This is a genomic window from Paraburkholderia sp. (genome assembly GCF_035501035.1).
In the GTDB taxonomy this organism is placed as follows: Bacteria; Pseudomonadota; Gammaproteobacteria; order Burkholderiales; family Burkholderiaceae; genus Paraburkholderia.
The window spans coordinates 1-4948 of record NZ_DATJWR010000230.1; the positions used below are offsets into that span (position 1 = coordinate 1).

Here is a 4948-nt window from a genome sequence, read left to right on the forward strand (position 1 = left end):
CTGAGGAGCTGTTGGTGGATCGGGCGCAATTGCTGACGCTGACGGCCCCTGAGGTGACGGTTCTCGTCGGTGGCCTGCGCGTGCTGGGTGCCAATGCCGGGAAGTCCGCGCACGGCGTCTTCACCAAGCGGCCAGAGGCGCTGACGAACGACTTCTTCGTCAACCTGCTCGACATGCGCACGCAATGGCAGCCGTCCTCCGGGGCTGACGGCGTCTACGAGGGCCGCGACCGGAAGACGAACGAGGTCAAGTGGACCGGCACCCGTGTCGACCTGATCTTCGGTTCCCACTCGCAGCTGCGCGCCCTCGCGGAAGTCTATGCGTGCGCGGACGCGAAGGAGAAGTTCGTGAAAGACTTCGTGGCGGCGTGGACCAAGGTGATGAACCTCGACCGCTTCGACCTCGCCTGATCGCTGCGGCAGGGGCGAAGCTTAGGCGACGGGAAGCTCGGGTCGAAGGGGCCACATGGTGAAGGCTCGATCCCGAGTTTTCGCACCGGGCCTGGGAGGAATTTCGGCTCTGGTTTGCGAACGACCGCGATCGCGAGAGGTATGTCGATGGTCTACGCAAAGCGGGGCGAGAATTCCCCGGGATGCACTGAGCCGATCTCTGAGATCACAGAACCTCGCGAGCGCTAGCACGCCAAGGCCATCCTTTGCCCGCTGATTGCTTGCCCGCAGTCCAAGTATTTGGATGACGGCGGGGCGTCGGCAAGGCCCAGTCGCCGACCTCGAGAGCGGACGTTCACTGGAATACCCGCTTCCGTGGGCCCCCTTTCGGCAGCAGCCGTTAAGGGTTGTCCGATGCCTGCCCTCAGTCACGGGTCTGGGATGGCTCGAGCGAGCTCGGCGGGCAGGTGTCGGACAAGCCGCGAGGGAGGAAACCGCGGGATGCCCCCGGTGCCGTTCGGGGAGCCTACGCGGCTATGGGGATTTGAGTGCTCGCAGTCGAGCAACAGTCAGAAAGGTGGCGATGTCACGCCGGATGGCGAGGCGTAAAGCGCAATGGATGCTTCAGTCGAGCTTGTACTTCGCCACTGCGTGCGGGTTAAGCTCGATGCCGTTGCCTGGCCGCTCCGGGTCCGGCTTCCAGTAGCCGCCGTCTGGCATCGGCGGGTCCACGAGCCACTTGATCATCGGGTCCCACTCGATCCCCAGCATCTCCACGACCATCAGATTCGGCGTCGCCATGGCCGGGTGTAGGTGCTGCAAACAGTAGGCGTGCGGGGCCATTGGTAGGTTGAATGCAGCCGCGATGTGGCTGATCTTCATCCACTCCGTCACACCGCCCACGCGTCCGATATTCGCCTGCACGATGTCCACAGCCCCCGCCGTGATCAGGTCACGGAAACCGTACTTCGTGTACTCGTGCTCGCCGGTCGCGACCGGGATCGTTGTGTTGGCCGCGACCTGCGCCAGGCCAGGGATGTCGTCCGCCAGCACTGGCTCTTCGAACCAACCGACGTTGAACGCCTTGAACGACTCGGCAAGCCTGATGGTTTGCTTCGCGTAATAGCCATTGTTGGCGTCGATGTATATCGTCGCTTCGTCGCCCAGCGTCTTGCGTACTGCGGCGACCCGTCGGATGTCCTCGCCTTCGGCGCGGCCGAAGTCCTTGCCGACTTTCATCTTCGTCCGCGTGAACCCTTTTTCGGTGAACGTCGACTGCTCACGAACGAGCTCTTCAATCGTGTAGTTTGTCCAGCCGCCGGAACGGTAGACCGGCACGCGCTCGTGTGCCGGGCCGAGCAACCTGTACAGTGGGACCTTCAGCACCTTGGCCTTGATATCCCAGATGGCGATGTCGATGGCGGAGATGGCCTGGAACGCGGCGCCTTTGCGGCCGTTGCCGCGCACGCGCCAGAACATGTCGTTCCAGATCTTCTCGGTCTCGAATGGGTCTGAACCGACCACCAGATCCGAAAGTTGCTCGTGAATGAACGCTCGGACCGGACCCGCGCCTTCCGAGTAAGCGATGCCAGTGATGCCGGCGTTCGTCTCAAGCTCAACGAACATCCACGCCAGGCCGTTGGCTGCCCGCGCCATCGTTGAGTCCTGGAATGGCGCACTGGACTGGTCATAGAGACGCGTGGTTCGAATTTTCGTGATCTTCAAATTGGTCGGCTCCTCTGTAGGCACCGCATCGCATCAACGGAATTACCCCGGATCGGGGCCAGCGGCGATGGTTCGTGGACAGACCGTTTCGCCAGACGAATTCGCGGATGAGGATTGCCCACGCGTCTCCGGATTGAATCCGACATTGCCAAACTTTCGGAGCGCCAGATGATAGCCGATGTTGCGCGCGATGTTCCACCACAATCCAGTTTTCGAGCGTGCCATCCGTTCGATGATTGAAGGCATTGAGTAGAACCGTCGTGCCGCCCATTCCATCCCCATCAGCAATTCACCCGGCGACATCATCGCCGGCTGAAAGACCACGTCTTTCTTGCCGTTGTACTTCGACCAGTCGCGCGTCAGAATCCGTCCCTCGGAATCGAGGCGCTTGAAGAGCGGCGTGTTGGGAAAGGGTATGAGCACGCTGACCGTCGCGGAATCAAGACCCGCCGAACGATAGAACTCGACCGTCGTTCTGAAAATCGTCCGGTCGTCTCGGTCGAAGCCGAAGACCATGCCGGCTTGCACCGCAATGCCATGCGCGTGAAGGCGCCGGATAACTTCACCGTAGTCGGCGGCGCGGTTGTGGCGTTTGTTGGCGACGTTGAGACTCGCTTGTGAAATCGTTTCCAAACCGAGGAACAGAGCTTTGCATCCACTCCTTGCCGCCAGTGCCATGAACTCGTCGTCGAACGCCACGTCCGCCGTGCATTGGCTGGTCCACCAGCGTTTCAACGGCGCTATCGCTGCGAACAGTTCCTTCGCGTAGGCGCGGTTGGTGCCAAGGTTGTCGTCCCAGAAAATCAGCGCCCGCCCCGGCATCCGCTTGATTTCATCCACGACTTCAGCCACGGGCCGAAAGCGCATCCGGCGCTGATACATCTGCGGGATGGCGCAATACTCGCACGCAAACGGGCAGCCGCGCGTGGCGATGGTCACACCTTTGCCATAAACCCGGCCTTTGATCAAATCCCAGCGCGGCGCTGGCATGCCTATCAGGTCAGGCAGCGCGCATGCCCTATAGACGCGTCTCAACTCGCCCCGCTCAAAGTCTGCCAGCAACTTCGGCCATACGGGCTCGCCCTCGCCCACCACAACCGCGTCCGCGTGTTGAGTTGCTTCGTCGGGCATCAGTGTGGCATGCGGCCCACCGATAACGACCGCCACGCCGCGCCGGCCGAATTCGCGCGCCAATCCGTAAGCATGGGGCGCTGCAGGTGTATTGGCGGTGATGCCAACAAGGTCTACCTGCCGGCCAAAATCGACCCGTTGAACAATTTCGTCGGTGTGGCTCACCTCCCAGTGGTCGGGCGTGTGGGCTGCGAGCAGCGGCATGGTGAGCTGTGGAAACCGAATCAGCCGCCGATAACGCACAAAGCGCGAGGCTTCGGATTCCGCCGTGATCAATTCGACGCGATAGCGCTTTTGCGAAGTCGTCTTCCGGCAATCATGGGTGATCACGGCTTTCTCCGACCCTGGCTGCTTTAACTCGGTCCGAATGTCGGTATAAGTTCGTTGTCGGAGCGTACGCTCAAGACATAAGTCACCTCTGTCCGACCCCAAGTGCCGGCCCAGACGCGCCAGGGATCGCGCACCAACGTCCGCTTCCACAGGATCCTAACGGCGCCTCGGCCTCGATAGCTCCGTCGAACGGCCGCTATCGCGGGGGCTGCTCGCGACCATAGTTTGCGTCATCGACCAAGCTGGCGCCTTTGCCCGAGAGCAGCCGCTGCATACCCAGTTGTCGGTGGCGCATTGCGCTGACGGAACGGTCAACCTCACGGTCCTGAAGGCGGTACGGCAATACGTGGCCCGTCAGCCCCATTGCACGGGCCAGGCGAGTCCAGCGGCAAGCTGCGCAGGGCCACCAGCGTAGGCGCTGGCCGAAGACTCGCACGTGAACACGCGCTTGGTGCAGCGCAACCAGCGTTCGACTTCTCCTCGTTGCACCCTACCCGTCGTGCTACGCGGGAATTGATCGAAGGGCACGAAGTGGATCTCCTTGGGTCGCTTGTAACCGGCGAGCTGGCCGCGGCACAGCGCGAGGAGCGCGTCGGCAGTGAGCGCGTCGTCGCTGCGCGCGACGAAAGCGATCGGAACCTCACCCCATTGCGGGTCGGGTCTGCGCACGACCACGGCTTCTGTGACGCGCGGGTCGGCGAGCAACACGCGTTCGATCTCGGCGGGGTAGACGTTCTCGCCGCCGGTCTTGATCAGATATTTCACGCGATCGGCAAAGCTCAAGGTTCTGTCCGGGTGGCGCCGAAACACATCGCCCATGTGAAACCAGCCACCACGAAAGTCCTGTGCGGTCGCCTGCGGGGCGTTCCAGTAGCCACTGAAGAGCGTGGGGCCACGAATCACCAGCTCGCCGGGCTCGCCGTCGGGAACGTCATGATCGTTGGCATCGACCAATCGAATCTCACAGAGCGCATTCACGGTCTTTGCGAGCGACGCGGGAATCTGTCCGACCGGTAAGAGCCCGGCTGAAGCCGGCGGAAGACCGGTCTCGGTCGCACCGAACGTGTTGCCGAACGGCGCTTGCAGTAGCGCCGTGATCTCGGCGATCTGCTGCGGCGGAACCAGATCGGCCATGGCACCGATGCGCTTGATGCCTCTAGGTGTGATACCGCTCGCGACGATCGCTGCGCAGAACCGATCGACGGTGCCTGGAAGGACGAGGAGCCACCACAGCCGATGCTGCGCGACGAGCGGCAAGATCTCGTCGAGATCGAATCCGTCCACGACGAAGACGTGCGCACCGGTGCACAGACAGGCAATCATCTGGTCGCTCGATGCCATGTGAAACATCGGAGCCCAAGCGATAAACCCAT

4 protein-coding genes are annotated in these 4948 nt (G+C 62.2%); 1 reads left to right on the forward strand and 3 read right to left on the reverse strand.

The genetic code is table 11. The features are described 5' to 3' along the window. On the forward strand, positions 1 to 410 hold a 410-nt coding region (locus tag VMJ11_RS16950), incomplete at its 5' end, for a peroxidase family protein (protein WP_325620544.1). Positions 411 to 1013: 603 nt separating this feature from the next. Here the strand turns inward: VMJ11_RS16950 and VMJ11_RS16955 are convergent. From VMJ11_RS16955 to VMJ11_RS16965, 3 genes are all read right to left on the reverse strand, one after another. After that, a complete protein-coding gene (locus VMJ11_RS16955) occupies positions 1014 to 2114 on the reverse strand; it encodes a mandelate racemase/muconate lactonizing enzyme family protein (RefSeq protein ID WP_325620545.1) in 1101 nt (366 codons plus the stop codon). Positions 2115 to 2156: 42 nt separating this feature from the next. Further along, a complete protein-coding gene (locus VMJ11_RS16960) occupies positions 2157 to 3575 on the reverse strand; it encodes a B12-binding domain-containing radical SAM protein (RefSeq protein ID WP_325620546.1) in 1419 nt (472 codons plus the stop codon). Between the two features lie 354 nt (positions 3576 to 3929). Beyond that, a complete protein-coding gene (locus tag VMJ11_RS16965; RefSeq protein ID WP_325620547.1) occupies positions 3930 to 4940 on the reverse strand; it encodes a fatty acid--CoA ligase family protein in 1011 nt (336 codons plus the stop codon). Positions 4941 to 4948: the final 8 nt, after the last annotated feature.